This window comes from Acidocella sp. C78 (assembly GCF_907164655.1).
Genome location: NZ_CAJQZK010000095.1, coordinates 1 through 14,036, shown reverse-complemented (window position 1 = coordinate 14,036; position 14,036 = coordinate 1). Strand labels below are relative to the sequence as shown.

At 60.7% G+C, this 14,036-nt stretch carries 13 protein-coding genes and 2 pseudogenes; 7 read left to right on the top strand and 8 right to left on the bottom strand.

What is annotated here, in order from left to right; all coding sequences use genetic code 11:
* A pseudogene (locus ACIDOCELLA78_RS96075) lies at positions 1-1,641 on the top strand (error-prone DNA polymerase); the annotation flags it as partial.
* Between the two features lie 135 nt (positions 1,642-1,776).
* Here ACIDOCELLA78_RS96075 and ACIDOCELLA78_RS96070 read toward each other — a convergent pair.
* A complete protein-coding gene (locus ACIDOCELLA78_RS96070) occupies positions 1,777-1,914 on the bottom strand; it encodes a hypothetical protein (RefSeq protein ID WP_214006293.1) in 138 nt (45 codons plus the stop codon).
* A 101-nt stretch (positions 1,915-2,015) separates the two neighbouring features.
* Between ACIDOCELLA78_RS96070 and ACIDOCELLA78_RS96065 the strand changes: the two genes are divergently transcribed.
* The 5 genes from ACIDOCELLA78_RS96065 (at position 2,016) to ACIDOCELLA78_RS96045 (ending at position 5,679) form a co-directional block, all read left to right on the top strand.
* Complete coding sequence (locus ACIDOCELLA78_RS96065; RefSeq protein ID WP_249676274.1) at positions 2,016-2,483, top strand: flagellar basal body-associated FliL family protein; 468 nt, start codon at positions 2,016-2,018, stop codon at positions 2,481-2,483.
* A gap of 49 nt (positions 2,484-2,532) precedes the next feature.
* Positions 2,533-2,901 (top strand): DUF6468 domain-containing protein, encoded by a 369-nt coding sequence (locus ACIDOCELLA78_RS96060; protein WP_201729809.1) that lies wholly within the window; start codon positions 2,533-2,535, stop codon positions 2,899-2,901.
* Between the two features lie 359 nt (positions 2,902-3,260).
* Entirely contained in the window at positions 3,261-3,767 is a 507-nt protein-coding gene (locus ACIDOCELLA78_RS96055; protein ID WP_201729808.1) for a MotE family protein, read from the top strand.
* Positions 3,764-4,750: a hypothetical protein gene (locus tag ACIDOCELLA78_RS96050; RefSeq protein ID WP_201729807.1), complete on the top strand. Its 987-nt coding sequence runs from the start codon at positions 3,764-3,766 to the stop codon at positions 4,748-4,750. Before ACIDOCELLA78_RS96055 ends, ACIDOCELLA78_RS96050 begins: the two co-directional genes overlap by 4 nt.
* A 53-nt stretch (positions 4,751-4,803) precedes the next feature.
* Positions 4,804-5,679, top strand: a complete 876-nt coding sequence (locus ACIDOCELLA78_RS96045; protein ID WP_201729806.1) for a lipopolysaccharide assembly protein LapB — start codon at positions 4,804-4,806, stop codon at positions 5,677-5,679.
* A 1,076-nt stretch (positions 5,680-6,755) separates the two neighbouring features.
* On the opposite strand, the gene ACIDOCELLA78_RS96040 is transcribed toward ACIDOCELLA78_RS96045, so the two are convergent.
* The 6 genes from ACIDOCELLA78_RS96040 to ACIDOCELLA78_RS96015 form a co-directional block, all read right to left on the bottom strand.
* Positions 6,756-7,196 carry a hypothetical protein gene (locus ACIDOCELLA78_RS96040; protein ID WP_214006292.1) on the bottom strand — a complete coding sequence of 147 codons (441 nt, stop codon included), beginning with the start codon at positions 7,194-7,196 and terminating at the stop codon, positions 6,756-6,758.
* Positions 7,175-7,900, bottom strand: coding sequence for a MotE family protein (locus tag ACIDOCELLA78_RS96035; RefSeq protein ID WP_201729805.1), 726 nt, complete (start codon positions 7,898-7,900; stop codon positions 7,175-7,177). Before ACIDOCELLA78_RS96035 ends, ACIDOCELLA78_RS96040 begins: the two co-directional genes overlap by 22 nt.
* Positions 7,901-8,107: 207 nt before the next feature.
* Positions 8,108-8,632 carry a DUF6468 domain-containing protein gene (locus ACIDOCELLA78_RS96030; RefSeq protein WP_201729804.1) on the bottom strand — a complete coding sequence of 175 codons (525 nt, stop codon included), beginning with the start codon at positions 8,630-8,632 and terminating at the stop codon, positions 8,108-8,110.
* 50 nt (positions 8,633-8,682) lie between these two features.
* The gene (locus ACIDOCELLA78_RS96025; protein ID WP_249676818.1) at positions 8,683-9,150 is read right to left on the bottom strand and encodes a flagellar basal body-associated FliL family protein; all 468 of its coding nucleotides are present in this window, start codon (positions 9,148-9,150) and stop codon (positions 8,683-8,685) included.
* Positions 9,096-11,549, bottom strand: coding sequence for an error-prone DNA polymerase (locus tag ACIDOCELLA78_RS96020; protein WP_249676821.1), 2,454 nt, complete (start codon positions 11,547-11,549; stop codon positions 9,096-9,098). The genes ACIDOCELLA78_RS96025 and ACIDOCELLA78_RS96020 overlap by 55 nt, the downstream gene beginning before the upstream one ends.
* The gene (locus tag ACIDOCELLA78_RS96015) at positions 11,486-12,391 is read right to left on the bottom strand and encodes a PHP domain-containing protein (protein WP_249676815.1); all 906 of its coding nucleotides are present in this window, start codon (positions 12,389-12,391) and stop codon (positions 11,486-11,488) included. The genes ACIDOCELLA78_RS96020 and ACIDOCELLA78_RS96015 overlap by 64 nt, the downstream gene beginning before the upstream one ends.
* 10 nt (positions 12,392-12,401) lie before the next feature.
* On the opposite strand from ACIDOCELLA78_RS96015, the gene ACIDOCELLA78_RS96010 reads away from it, so the two are divergent.
* Positions 12,402-13,631: a hypothetical protein gene (locus ACIDOCELLA78_RS96010; RefSeq protein ID WP_201729812.1), complete on the top strand. Its 1,230-nt coding sequence runs from the start codon at positions 12,402-12,404 to the stop codon at positions 13,629-13,631.
* A 189-nt stretch (positions 13,632-13,820) separates the two neighbouring features.
* Here the strand turns inward: ACIDOCELLA78_RS96010 and ACIDOCELLA78_RS96005 are convergent.
* Positions 13,821-14,036: pseudogene (locus tag ACIDOCELLA78_RS96005) on the bottom strand (hypothetical protein); the annotation flags it as partial.

Here is a 14,036-nt window from a genome sequence, read left to right as displayed (position 1 = left end):
GTGATTCACTATCGGCCGCGCAGCGCGATCCGCGATGTCGGCAAGGCGCTCGGCCTGGAAGCGGCGACGATCGAGACGCTGCGGCGCAAAGCTGGAATCCGGCGATGCGCTGTGGTCGACGAGCGGCTGCGCGAGGCCGGGCTCGATCCGGCCTCGCCGGACCTGCGGCGGCCATCGGCCTCGCGCGCGAGCTGGTCGACCTGCCGCGGCATCTGTCCCAGCATGTCGGCGGTTCGTGCTGACGCGCACCCGGCTCGACGAGATCGTGCCGGTCGGCCCGGCCGCCATGGCGGAGCGCAGCTTCATCGAATGGACAAGGACGATATCGACGCGCTGGGGCTGATGAAGGTCGACGTGCTGGCGCTGGGCATGCTCACCTGCATCCGCAAATGCTTCGCCCTGCTGGGGATCGCCGATCTGGCCGACGTGCCGCGCGAGGACCCGCGCGTTTACGACATGCTGTGCCGGGGAGATGCGCTCGGCGTGTTCCAGGTGGAAAGCCGGGCGCAGATGAACATGCTGCCGCGGCTGCGGCCGCGCACCTTCTACGACCTGGTGATCGAGGTCGCGATCGTCCGGCCGGGCCGATCCAGGGGATATGGTGCATCCGTATCTGCGGCGCGGAACGGGCTGGAGGCGACGAACATGCCCTCGCCCGCCCTGCGCGCCGTCCTCGGCAAGACGCTCGGCGTGCCGCTGTTCCAGGAGCAGGCGATGCGGATCGCCATCGAGGCGGCCGGCTTCACGCCCGGCGAGGCCAACGAACTGCGCCGCGCCATGGCGACCTTCCGCAGCCCCGGCGCGATCGAGCGATTCTTCACCCGGATGGTCGAGGGCATGGTCGCGCGCGGCCATGAGCGCGATTTCGCGGAGCGCTGCTTCCGCCAGATCGAGGGTTTCGGCACTTACGGGTTCCCGAAAGCCATGCCGCGAGCTTCGCGCATCTGTCTATGTCTCGGCCTGGCTGAAATGCCACCACCCGGCGGAATTCGCCGCCGCTTTGCTGAACTCGCAGCCGATGGGTTCTACCAGCCGGCGCAGATCGTGCGCGATGCGCGCGAGCACGGCATCGCCGTCCGCGCCGCCGATGTGGCGGCGAGTGCGTGGACTGCACGGTGGAAAACGGGCGCTGCGGCTCGGCCTGCGGATGATCAGGGCTTCAGGGCCGACTGGGCGGCACGGATCGACGCCCTGCGGGCCGAGAGGCGAATCGGCCTGCCCGAACTTGCGTCGCTGCCAAAAGCCACACTCGAAGCGCTGGCCGAGGCCGGCGCCCTGCGGTCTCTGGCATGGGGCGGCGCACCGCGCTCTGGCAGGCCGGCCTGGTGGACAATGCGCCCCTTCCCCGCTCGGGCCGCTTTCCTGCCCTGCCGCCGCCCCCGAACTGCCCCTGATGCAGCACGGCGAGCACGTGGCCGCCGACTATCGCGCCACCGGCCTGTCCCTGCGCGCGCATCCACTAGGCTTGCTGCGAAGCCATCCCCGGCTGCGCGGCACCATCACCTGCAAGGACATGGACGAACGCGTCCAAGACGGCGGCCAGGTCCGCCTTGCCGGCCTGGTCACGGTGCGCCAGCGCCCGGCAGCGCCAAGGGACCGTATTCATCACGATCGAGGATGAAACCGGCATCGCCAACCTGATTGTCTGGCCCGCCCGCGTCGAGCACTGCGACAGGAGATCGTCTCCGCCCGGCTCCTCGGCGTGCGAGGCCGGGTGCAACGCGGCGTCGAGAGGATGTCACGATCGTGCATGTTCTGGTCGATACGCTTGCCGATTTATCGCCCCTGCTCGACCGGCTCGACCGGCTCGACCCGCCAGAGGCAGCGAGCGAGGCGGGCGGTCAAGGGAAATCGAGCCGGAACGGCGAACAGCGCCACGAAGCCGTGATTTTCACTGATGCCCAAACGGAACATAACCATCCATTAATATTCATCCAAGATAATCGCCTCAGAGGATCAGAGGACAATCTATGGCCAAGCCACCGACAGCCGCAAAAAATGCAGCCGACGAAACCTTGCCCGAAGCCGAGGGCGAGGCGGTGCCGGCAAAGCCGTCAAAGCGCAAGCTGATCTTCATCGGCGGTGCGGTCGCCGCGTTTCTGCTGCTGATCGGCGGCCTGTGGATCACCGGTATCCTGCCGCGCATGCTCGGGGAGAGACCACCGCCGAAAGTAACCGGGCCGGTTTACGTCAAAATCCCGGAAATCGTCGCGAATCTCGACGTCCCCAATGGCCAGGACTCCTATGTGAAACTTGAAGCCACCATCGAACTTGCGGATCAGAAATCCGCAAAAATCGCGACGGCCGACATGCCCCGCATCGTCGATGTGTTCCAGACCTATCTCCGTGCCATGCGTCCAGGCGAACTGCGCGGCGCATCCGGCACCTACCGCCTGCGGGAAGCCCTGATCGATCGCGTCGAGGTGGCGACGGCGCCTGCCGTGGTGAAAGACATCCTGTTTCAGGAACTGATCGTTCAATAATACTGATATCTACCAGCGTCGAAGCAAAAATTGTCGAAATGGTGAAAAAATGCTGACCTATATCCTGACTTATGGCGCATGGGGATTTCAGAGCGTATTATTTGGAGTTCTTGTTTTCACGCTGGTTTATGCACGCCGCCTGGACAAATCCATTCTCCAGATGCGCGCCGATCGCCATGCCCTGCAGGAACTGGTCGACCAGATCGGCACATCGGTCAGCTCCGCCATATCCGCCACCGAACGTCTGAAGGAGCAGGCCGGCCAGAGTTTCACCGCCCTGGAGGAGGCGTGCAAGGCCGCCGCCGCCTCCACCACCCGTCTCGACGAACTGATCAGCCAGGCCAATATCGCCGCGGACACCCAAAAGCGCGCCGAGAGCAAGGAGGGCTTCGATATGTCCGATACGTCTGCGGCGTGATCGACCTGAAGCCTCAAGACGCCGTAGCTTCGCCGCGCGGTGCTGATGGCAAAACCAAACCCCCTGCACCGTTCGAACCAATCCCGGCGCCCCGCGAAGCTGCAAAGCAGAGCCGAGCGCGACCTTGCCGGGATGCTGCTAGATGCCACCTGATGAGCTGCAATCCCGCGGACTGCCACGCCTACTGCCGATCGTGACGTTTTGTCTGTGCGGAACCATTCTCTTCAAGTCGGCCGGGCTTGTGGATGCAGCTTTCGCGGGCGCCTCAACGTCCGAAAAGGCGTCCACAAGCTTCACCAGGCCCAGGACAAGCATTCCGGAACAAGAGCGGGAATTCCGCTCCCTCGGCCTACGAACCCGTGGCCAACTGGAAAGACAAGCCCCCGCCTCCTCCTCTCTGCAAGCCAGACCCTCTGGACCAGACCGGCGAACGCAAGCTTTTGCTTCAACTCAAGCAACGGGCCGAGCAGCTTGATTCGCGCGCCGCGGCACTGAACCGCCAAGAGGCGGAACTGGCCGTGGAAAAGGAAGCCATCGCCAAGCAAATAGCGGCGATCAAGCCGCTGGCGCAGAAGCTTGAGCAGATCAATGCCGCTCACAAAGCCGCAGATCAAAAGAAATGGACCGCTTTGGTTTCAACCTACGAAACGATGGATCCCCGGAGCGCTGCACGCATATTTGACGGTCTCGATCCCAAAATCGTCCTGAATGTGATCCAGCGCATGAGCAGCCGAAAATCGGCGCCCATTCTGGCCGACATGAGCCCAGAAAAGGCACAAATCGTCACAGAGAAGCTCGCCGGCATGACGGCCATGACGCCCAAGCCTCAACCAGTCGCATCCCTTCTGCCTGATGGTGCACCATGACCCGCTCCCGCATGGCCGCTGCCAACAGGAAAAAATTCAGATATGTCGCCTATATATCGCTTGCGCTCGGCGGAGGTATTCCGCACGCAGCCTTCGGCAATTCATCGTCATACTGGTTTCGTATCCTGGTGCCGGATAACCTGGTGCCCGCCAATGTCGGACAATCCATTTTCGAAGAGGGAGGCAATTCTTATCTGGTATTGGCTGGCAGCTTTCCAATAAAAGCATATGCGCTCAAAAAAATAACTGGCAATCAGAAAGCCGCCGTCATTCATCTTCAGAATTCCACAGTTCTCAAGATACCGACACCTGCAGGGCAATCATTATCGACGCAGGCCGGCAACAGCTCAATCCATGTCAACCTGACCCAATCGGCGCCCCAAAACAACGTCAAGATTTCTTTCGACAAGGGCTTTATAAACCTCGGTTGCACCGATGCCGGGCCCATCGTCACAATGGCCGATCCACAAACCGGAAGACCCTTGTTGATCGGTACCGTGACCGGGACAACGGCCTTGAGCGACGCGCCAAGCGGGCCAGGATACAGGTTTTTGCCAACATCCCGAGGCATTGCCGTCATCGCATCGTCCGATGAGGTCGCGCTGTCCCGTCAAGCTGGCGGGTTCAGCCTGGGCTCCCTGAAAGCCGGCACCGGTCTGCCAATCGGTAATCCGCTTCTGGTTCCTCCCCTTACTGCGGCTTCAAGAACACCCGATGGCCTTGATCTTCCACGTTACAATCTGATCGGCCTACGACAGCGACTAGGGCTGCAACGCATCGCCGTGACCCAGGCGCCGGCTCTCGATAAAGAAGAAGCAACATTCAAGCTGGTTCGGGTGATGCTCGCACTCGATATGGGCCCCGAAGCCATCGGCGCACTTGACCGGCTTGCGCAAACTCAACCACTGATTACAGAAGGCGAGCAATGGAACCTTTTGCACTCCGTCGCGAATATCATTTCCAATAACCCGCGGGGGCACTAGATAATCTCGGAAAAATCAAAAATAATTCAAAAATAAAAGACACACTAAGCGCCTTGGCATACGCCAAGAAAGGCAAATATAAAAAGTCCATCAATGGAATAAAGTCTGGAATAAATTATATATTATCTCTTCCGACACTAATAAGAAATGGTATTCTTCCAACCGTTGCAAAATCACTTATAAATACAAGTAATTTTGATACATTCAAGAAATATATGAATTTTTTTCCAAAAAACTCAATATTTAATTTTTATATTGGGAACTATTATGAAAAAAATGGCAATCTCAATAAGGCAATTTCTATCTACAACAATATCCTTCACACGCGAAATAATAAAGCATTTGGACTTGCCAATTCACATAAGATATATCTCGAATACAAAACACATAAATTAAGCGCACATTCCGCAGCCGATCAGCTATTGCGTCATGTTTATGACTGGAGAGCGGCGAAGCACGAATTAAATCTTCGCATGGAGGTGGCAAAATTGTATGCAAAAGCCAATGATTGGCCCTCCGCGATGTCAGAACTCAAGCATGATTTAATGCTATTTCCCAGCAAATCCAACAAAATCAATCGCCTTCGACAAAAATTATTTTCAGATCTAACGAGTTCCAACCAGTTATCCAAGCTCGGGCCATTAGGGTCAGCATCGATCCTCCAAGATAATATTGACCTTATTCCAAAAAATAATAATGAGTTAAAATATGTGAAATATATGATAAATAATTTTAATCAATTAGGGCTTCCAGAAAACTCAATTCCTGCGCTTGAATATCTCATACAAAAAAATGAAAAACCAGAAAATCTGCCTTCACTTGGACTAATGTTGGCAAATGAACAATTCAAGAATAATCAATTGCAATTTTCATTTTTTTGTATGAGATATTCAAGCGCAGGAATTGAGTTTTCTGGAAGCCCTAATTGATTAAAATTATTTATCATATATTTCACATATTTTAACTCATTATTATTTTTGGAATAAGGTCAATATTATCTTGGAGGATCGATGCTGACCCTAATGGCCCGAGCTTGGATAACTGGTTGGAACTCGTTAGATCTGAAAATAATTTTTGTCGAAGGCGATTGATTTTGTTGGATTTGCTGGGAAATAGCATTAAATCATGCTTGAGTTCTGACATCGCGGAGGGCCAATCATTGGCTTTTGCATACAATTTTGCCACCTCCATGCGAAGATTTAATTCGTGCTTCGCCGCTCTCCAGTCATAAACATGACGCAATAGCTGATCGGCTGCGGAATGTGCGCTTAATTTATGTGTTTTGTATTCGAGATATATCTTATGTGAATTGGCAAGTCCAAATGCTTTATTATTTCGCGTGTGAAGGATATTGTTGTAGATAGAAATTGCCTTATTGAGATTGCCATTTTTTTCATAATAGTTCCCAATATAAAAATTAAATATTGAGTTTTTTGGAAAAAATTCATATATTTCTTGAATGTATCAAAATTACTTGTATTTATAAGTGATTTTGCAACGGTTGGAAGAATACCATTTCTTATTAGTGTCGGAAGAGATAATATATAATTTATTCCAGACTTTTATTCCATTGATGGACTTTTTATATTTGCCTTTCTTGGCGTATGCCAAGGCGCTTAGTGTGTCTTTTATTTTTGAATTATTTTTGATTTTTCCGAGATTATCTAGTGCCCCGCGGGGTTATTGGAAATGATATTCGCGACGGAGTGCAAAAGGTTCCATTGCTCGCCTTCTGTAATCAGTGGTTGAGTTTGCGCAAGCCGGTCAAGTGCGCCGATGGCTTCGGGGCCCCATATCGAGTGCGAGCATCACCCGAACCAGCTTGAATGTTGCTTCTTCTTTATCGAGAGCCGGCGCTGGGTCACGGCGATGCGTTGCAGCCCTAGTCGCTGTCGTAGGCCGATCAGATTGTAACGTGGAAGATCAAGGCCATCGGGTGTTCTTGAAGCCGCAGTAAGGGGAGGAACCAGAAGCGGATTACCGATTGGCAGACCGGTGCCGGCTTTCAGGGAGCCCAGGCTGAACCCGCCAGCTGACGGGACAGCGCGACCTCATCGGACGATGCGATGACGGCAATGCCTCGGGATGTTGGCAAAAACCTGTATCCTGGCCCGCTTGGCGCGTCGCTCAAGGCCGTTGTCCCGGTCACGGTACCGATCAACAAGGGTCTTCCGGTTTGTGGATCGGCCATTGTGACGATGGGCCCGGCATCGGTGCAACGAGGTTTATAAAGCCCTTGTCGAAAGAAATCTTGACGTTGTTTTGGGGCGCCGATTGGGTCAGGTTGACATGGATTGAGCTGTTTGCCGGCCTGCGTCGATAATGATTGCCCTGCAGGTGTCGGTATCTTGAGAACTGTGGAATTCTGAAGATGAATGACGGCGGCTTTCTGATTGCCAGTTATTTTTTTGAGCGCATATGCTTTTATTGGAAAGCTGCCAGCCAATACCAGATAGAATTGCCTCCCTCTTCGAAAATGGATTGTCCGACATTGGCGGGCACCAGGTTATCCGGCACCAGGATACGAAACCAGTATGACGATGAATTGCCGAAGGCTGCGTGCGGAATACCTCGCCGAGCGCAAGCGATATATAGGCGACATATCTGAATTTTTTCCTGTTGGCAGCGGCCATGCGGGAGCGGGTATGGTGCACCATCAGGCAGAAGGGATGCGACTGGTTGAGGCTTGGGCGTCATGGCCGTCATGCCGGCGAGCTTCTCTGTGACGATTTGTGCCTTTTCTGGGCTCATGTCGGCCAGAATGGGCGCCGATTTTCGGCTGCTCATGCGCTGGATCACATTCAGGACGATTTTGGGATCGAGACCGTCAAATATGCGTGCAGCGCTCCGGGGATCCATCGTTTCGTAGGTTGAAACCAAAGCGGTCCATTTCTTTTGATCTGCGGCTTTGTGAGCGGCATTGATCTGCTCAAGCTTCTGCGCCAGCGGCTTGATCGCCGCTATTTGCTTGGCGATGGCTTCCTTTTCCACGGCCAGTTCCGCCTCTTGGCGGTTCAGTGCCGCGGCGCGCGAATCAAGCTGCTCGGCCCGTTGCTTGAGTTGAAGCAAAAGCTTGCGTTCGCCGGTCTGGTCCAGAGGGTCTGGCTTGCAGAGAGGAGGAGGCGGGGGCTTGTCTTTCCAGTTGGCCACGGGTTCGTAGGCCGAGGGAGCGGAATTCCCGCTCTTTGTTCCGGAATGCTTGTCCTGGGCCTGGTGAAGGCTTGTGGACGCCTTTTCGGACGTTGAGGCGCCCGCGAAAGCTGCATCCACAAGCCCGGCCGACTTGAAGAGAATGGTTCCGCACAGACAAAACGTCACGATCGGCAGTAGGCGTGGCAGTCCGCGGGATGCAGCTCATCAGGTGGCATCTAGCAGCATCCGGGCAAGGTCGCGCTCGGCTCTGCTTTGCAGCTTCGCGGGGCGCCGGGATTGGTTCGAACGGTGCAGGGGGTTTGGTTTTGCCATCAGCACCCGCGCGGCGAAGCTACGGGCGTCTTGAGGCTTCAGGTCGATCACGGCCGCAGACGTATCGGACATATCGAAGCCCTCCTTGCTCTCGGCGCGCTTTTGGGTGTCCGCGGCGATATTGGCCTGGCTGATCAGTTCGTCGAGACGGGTGGTGGAGGCGGCGGCGGCCTTGCACGCCTCCTCCAGGGCGGTGAAACTCTGGCCGGCCTGCTCCTTCAGACGTTCGGTGGCGGATATGGCGGAGCTGACCGATGTGCCGATCTGGTCGACCAGTTCCTGCAGGGCATGGCGATCGGCGCGCATCTGGAGAATGGATTTGTCCAGGCGGCGTGCATAAACCAGCGTGAAAACAAGAACTCCAAATAATACGCTCTGAAATCCCCATGCGCCATAAGTCAGGATATAGGTCAGCATTTTTTTCACCATTTCGACAATTTTTGCTTCGACGCTGGTAGATATCAGTATTATTGAACGATCAGTTCCTGAAACAGGATGTCTTTCACCACGGCAGGCGCCGTCGCCACCTCGACGCGATCGATCAGGGCTTCCCGCAGGCGGTAGGTGCCGGATGCGCCGCGCAGTTCGCCTGGACGCATGGCACGGAGATAGGTCTGGAACACATCGACGATGCGGGGCATGTCGGCCGTCGCGATTTTTGCGGATTTCTGATCCGCAAGTTCGATGGTGGCTTCAAGTTTCACATAGGAGTCCTGGCCATTGGGGACGTCGAGATTCGCGACGATTTCCGGGATTTGACGTAAACCGGCCCGGTTACTTTCGGCGGTGGTCTCTCCCCGAGCATGCGCGGCAGGATACCGGTGATCCACAGGCCGCCGATCAGCAGCAGAAACGCGGCGACCGCCACCGCCGATGAAGATCAGCTTGCGCTTTGACGGCTTTGCCGGCACCGCCTCGCCCTCGGCTTCGGGCAAGGTTTCGTCGGCTGCATTTTTTGCGGCTGTCGGTGGCTTGGCCATAGATTGTCCTCTGATCCTCTGAGGCGATTATCTTGGATGAATATTAATGGATGGTTATGTTCCGTTTGGGCATCAGTGAAAATCACGGCTTCGTGGCGCTGTTCGCCGTTCCGGCCTCGATTTCCCTTGACCGCCGCCTCGCTCGCTGCCTCTGGCGGGTCGAGCCGGTCGAGCCGGTCGAGCAGGGGCGATAAATCGGCAAGCGTATCGACCAGAACATGCACGATCGTGACATCCCTCTCGACGCCGCGTTGCACCCGGCCTCGCACGCCGAGGAGCCGGGCGGAGACGATCTCCTGTCGCAGTGCCTCGACGCGGGCGGGCCAGACAATCAGGTTGGCGATGCCGGTTTCATCCTCGATCGTGATGAATACGGTCCCCTTGGCGCTGCCGGGGCGCTGGCGCACCGTGACCAGGCCGGCAAGGCGGACCTGGCCGCCGTCTTGGACGCGTTCGTCCATGTCCTTGCAGGTGATGGTGCCGCGCAGCCGGGGATGGCTTCGCAGCAAGCCTAGTGGATGCGCGCGCAGGGACAGGCCGGTGGCGCGATAGTCGGCGGCCACGTGCTCGCCGTGCTGCATCAGGGGCAGTTCGGGGGCGGCGGCAGGGCAGGAAAGCGGCCCGAGCGGGGAAGGGGGCGCATTGTCCACCAGGCCGGCCTGCCAGAGCGCGGTGCGCCGCCCCATGCCCAGAGACCGCAGGGCGCCGGCCTCGGCCAGCGCTTCGAGTGTGGCTTTTGGCAGCGACGCAAGTTCGGGCAGGCCGATTCGCCTCTCGGCCCGCAGGGCGTCGATCCGTGCCGCCCAGTCGGCCCTGAAGCCCCTGATCATCCGCAGGCCGAGCCGCAGCGCCCCGTTTTCCACCGTGCAGTCCCACGCACTCGCCGCCACATCGGCGGCGCGGACGGCGATGCCGTGCTCGCGCGCATCGCGCACGATCTGCGCCGGCTGGTAGAACCCCATCGGCTGCGAGTTCAGCAAAGCGGCGGCGAATTCCGCCGGGTGGTGGCATTTCAGCCAGGCCGAGACATAGACCAGATGCGCGAAGCTCGCGGCATGGCTTTCGGGAAACCCGTAAGTGCCGAAACCCTCGATCTGGCGGAAGCAGCGCTCCGCGAAATCGCGCTCATGGCCGCGCGCGACCATGCCCTCGACCATCCGGGTGAAGAATCGCTCGATCGCGCCGGGGCTGCGGAAGGTCGCCATGGCGCGGCGCAGTTCGTTGGCCTCGCCGGGCGTGAAGCCGGCCGCCTCGATGGCGATCCGCATCGCCTGCTCCTGGAACAGCGGCACGCCGAGCGTCTTGCCGAGGACGGCGCGCAGGGCGGGCGAGGGCATGTTCGTCGCCTCCAGCCCGTTCCGCCGCCGCAGATACGGATGCACCATATCCCCCTGGATCGGCCCCGGCCGGACGATCGCGACCTCGATCACCAGGTCGTAGAAGGTGCGCGGCCGCAGCCGCGGCAGCATGTTCATCTGCGCCCGGCTTTCCACCTGGAACACGCCGAGCGCATCTCCCCGGCACAGCATGTCGTAAACGCGCGGGTCCTCGCGCGGCACGTCGGCCAGATCGGCGATCCCCAGCAGGGCGAAGCATTTGCGGATGCAGGTGAGCATGCCCAGCGCCAGCACGTCGACCTTCATCAGCCCCAGCGCGTCGATATCGTCCTTGTCCCATTCGATGAAGCTGCGCTCCGCCATGGCGGCCGGGCCGACCGGCACGATCTCGTCGAGCCGGGTGCGCGTCAGCACGAACCCGCCGACATGCTGGGACAGATGCCGCGGCAGGTCGACCAGCTCGCGCGCGAGGCCGATGGCCCGCCGCAGGTCCGGCGAGGCCGGATCGAGCCCGGCCTCGCGCAGCCGCTCGTCCGACCACAGCGCATCGCCCGGATTCCAGCTTTGCGCCGCCAGCGTCTCGATCGTCGCCGCTTCCAGGCCGAGCGCCTTGCCGACATCGCGGATCGCGCTGCGCGGCCGATAGTGAATCACCGCCGCCGCGATCGCCGCCCGCGCGCGGCCGTAGCGGCCATAGATATACTGAATCACCTCCTCGCGCCGCTCATGCTCGAAATCGACGTCGATATCCGGCGGCTCGCCCCGCTCGGCCGAGACGAAGCGCTCGAACAGCAGGTCGATCTCGGCGGGATCGACCGCGGTGATGCCGAGCGCGTAGCAGACCGCCGAATTCGCCGCCGAGCCGCGCCCCTGGCAGAGAATCCCCTGCCGCCGGGCGAAGCCGACGATATCGTTCACGGTCAGGAAATAGCGCGCGTAGCCGAGCTGGGCGATCAGGTCGAGCTCGCGGCGGATCGTCGCGGTGATCGCCGCCGGCGCGCCGCCGGGATAGCGGATCGCCGCTCCCGCCCAGGCGAGGTCGGCGAGATGGCCGTCGGGGTTTTGCCCGGCGGCACCGGCTCGTCGGGATATTCATAGTGTATGTCGCCAAGGGTGAAGCCTACAGCTTCCAGAATCTCGGCCTGAGCCGCGATCGCCCCTTCATATCCGCGGAACAGCCGGGCCATCTCGGCGGCCGGCTTGAGGTGGCGCTCGCCATGCGGCTCGAGGCGCAGACCGGCCTCGGCGATCGTGCAGCCATGGCGGATGCAGCGCATCACGTCCTGCAACGGCCGGCGCGAGGGCGCGTGATACAGCACGTCGTTCACCGCCACCAGCCGCCGCCGTCCGGCCAGGGCGGCGAGCGCCTCCAGCCGCGCGGCGTCGTCCGGCGCATAGCGGCGCGCCGCCCCGAGCCAGACCAGGGCGCCGAAGCCGGCGATCCGGTCGAGGCTGGCGGCGAAGGCGGCATCGGGCCAGGGCGGCGGCATCACGATCAGCGCCATCCCGGCCGCCTGGTCCTCCAGATCGTCGAGGCGAAGCCGGCAGCCGCTTTTCGCTGCCCGCCCCTTGCCGAGGCTGAGCAGCCGGCAGAGCCGACCCCAGCCCTCGCGGTCGCGCGGATAGGCGATGACGTCCGGTCCATCCTCGAAGCCTAGCCGGCTGCCGACCAGCAGGCGCAGACCGCGCCGCTTCGCCGCGACATGCGCGCGCACCACGCCGGCGACGGTGTTCCGGTCCGCGATGCCCAGCGCCGCATGGCCGAGGAACAGGGCCTGGTCGACCAGTTCCTGCGGGTGCGACGCGCCTTCGAGGAAGCTGAACGCGCTGGCGGCGGCAAGCTCGGCATATTCTGTCATCAGAATACCCGTGGATGAACCATCGGGGCGGCCGCGCGCCGCCGTGCAGCCCGGTGCGAAACACCCAGAAACGTTGCCCCGCCTCATCCTCGATCGCGTAATAGTCGCGCAGCATCTCCACCTCGGCGCGGCCGGCTGCCTCAGGGGATTCGTGACGCCACCATTCGCGTGCGATCCGCTCCGGCCCGGTGGCGCGGGTGATGCGATGGCTGGCTCCGCGCCATCGCATCAGCAGCGGCGGATCGTCGGGCACCGGCGCGATCACCTCGATCCGCTCGGGGCGGACGAACAGCCGGACCGGCCGTGGATGGCCGGCGGGTGGCCAGCCTGGCGGCGGTTCCGTTACCGGAATCCGGCGCATCGCGCGCTCCGGCACATGGCTCGCCACTGGCGCCAGCCGCGACAGCCGGGCCCGGGTGGCCAGAAGGTCGAAGGTTTGGGTGTGTTCCGGCCGAAAAGCGCCGCCCAGCTCCGGCTGTCCCGCTGGCAGTGCTGCCACCTCTCCCTCGATCTCCAGGCCTTCCACGCCGAATCCCGGATCGACCCGGTTCAGACGCTCGGCCAGCAGGCGGCAGATATGCGGCGCATCGCGCGCGGGGGCTGCGAAGCCGATCGTCTCCCCGACCACGCGCGCATCGACCCGCCGGAACCGGACCTGCAAAATCGTCAGGCCGCATTCGGCCGCCTCCAGCCTGTCGCAGAGGCGGATGACAAGCCGGGCCAGCGCCGCCCGCAGTTGTTCGGCCGTCAGCAGTGGCTCGTGATGCGATTCCGCCTCGCGCCATGCGGCCGGCGGCGGCAGGAAATGCAGCGGCTCGGCGACCCTTCCGTGCAGGCGGTCGAGTCTGAGCAGCAGGTCTTCGCTGAAACCGGCCCGGATCTCGCTGCGCGAGAGGCGCGTCAGCGCGCCGATCCGTCTGATTCCAAGCCGGTGCAGCCGCCGCGCAACCGGTGCTTCCAGCCCAAGAGCTGTCACCGGCAGAGTGTCGAGTCTGGCGTCCGACGTTATGCCGTGCCGGGCCAGCGCCCGCGCCGCCATCGCGGTGCCGCCGATCGCGATCCGGGCGCCGGGCAGCATGGCTCCGATCCGCGCGCACAGCCTGGCCTCGCCGCCAAACAGATGGGCGCAGCCGGTGATGTCGAGCAGGAGACCATCCGGCGGGTCCGGCGCCACCAGCGGCGTGAAGCCCTGGCAGCGCAGGGCGAGCTGATCGAGGGCGCGCTCAGCTGGCGCGTCTGAGGGTTGCTGGCGGGCAATCCGCCGCCAGCCAGATCGAAAGCATGCGTCGCTCCGTCATGGCCCAGCTCTAGGCCGAAGGCGCCCGGCGGCACGCCGCGCGCATGCAGCAACTCGGCCCGCCAGCGCCGCGCGCCATCCGGCCCGGAAGGTTCTGCGCCAATTCGCCATCTCGTCGAGAACGCATTGGAATCACTTGCCTTTCCCATGTTCAGCACCAGCCCGACAGCCTGGCCCCGCCGTGCCGCCAGTGCGAGGCGCCACCGCGAGACGGGAGATCCGCTCCACCGGCCCAGCCGCGTGCAGGCCACCGGCCAGGGCGGTTTCGAGCAGCGCCAGTCGGTCTTGCTCCCGCTCCGCCTCGGCAAGCACGAGCCGGCCGGGATCGAGCGCCAGCCCGGCGAGCCC

Bases quoted from the DNA above. Each gene is read 5' to 3' on its own strand.
- ACIDOCELLA78_RS96060 (WP_201729809.1), top strand. From the start codon at position 2,533: ATGCTGACCTATATCCTGACTTATGGCGCATGGGGATTTCAGAGCGTA.
- ACIDOCELLA78_RS96070 (WP_214006293.1), bottom strand. From the start codon at position 1,914: ATGTTCCGTTTGGGCATCAGTGAAAATCACGGCTTCGTGGCGCTGTTC.
- ACIDOCELLA78_RS96030 (WP_201729804.1), bottom strand. From the start codon at position 8,632: ATGCTGACCTATATCCTGACTTATGGCGCATGGGGATTTCAGAGCGTA.
- ACIDOCELLA78_RS96015 (WP_249676815.1), bottom strand. From the start codon at position 12,391: ATGACAGAATATGCCGAGCTTGCCGCCGCCAGCGCGTTCAGCTTCCTC.
- ACIDOCELLA78_RS96050 (WP_201729807.1), top strand. From the start codon at position 3,764: ATGACCCGCTCCCGCATGGCCGCTGCCAACAGGAAAAAATTCAGATAT.